This window comes from Streptomyces sp. SPB074 (genome assembly GCF_000154905.1).
GTDB lineage: Bacteria > Actinomycetota > Actinomycetes > Streptomycetales > Streptomycetaceae > Streptomyces.
Genome location: NZ_GG770539.1, coordinates 3,645,840 through 3,646,052, shown reverse-complemented (window position 1 = coordinate 3,646,052; position 213 = coordinate 3,645,840).

The following is a 213-nucleotide window of genomic DNA, read 5'->3' as shown; positions in this document are numbered from 1 at the left end:
GACGGGGCCTACGGCTTCGCCGACCTGGACAGCGGCGAGTACACGGTCATCGCGACCGGCTACCCGCCGGTGGCCACCGGCCTGACGGTCAACGGTGCCGGGGCCGAGGGCCACGACATCGAGCTCGCCCACCCGGGCGAGTAGAGAACCCCGGTGGGGCCCGCGCACGCCCGGAGCGGAAGCGTGCGCGGGCCCCGCGCGGGCAGGGCCCCG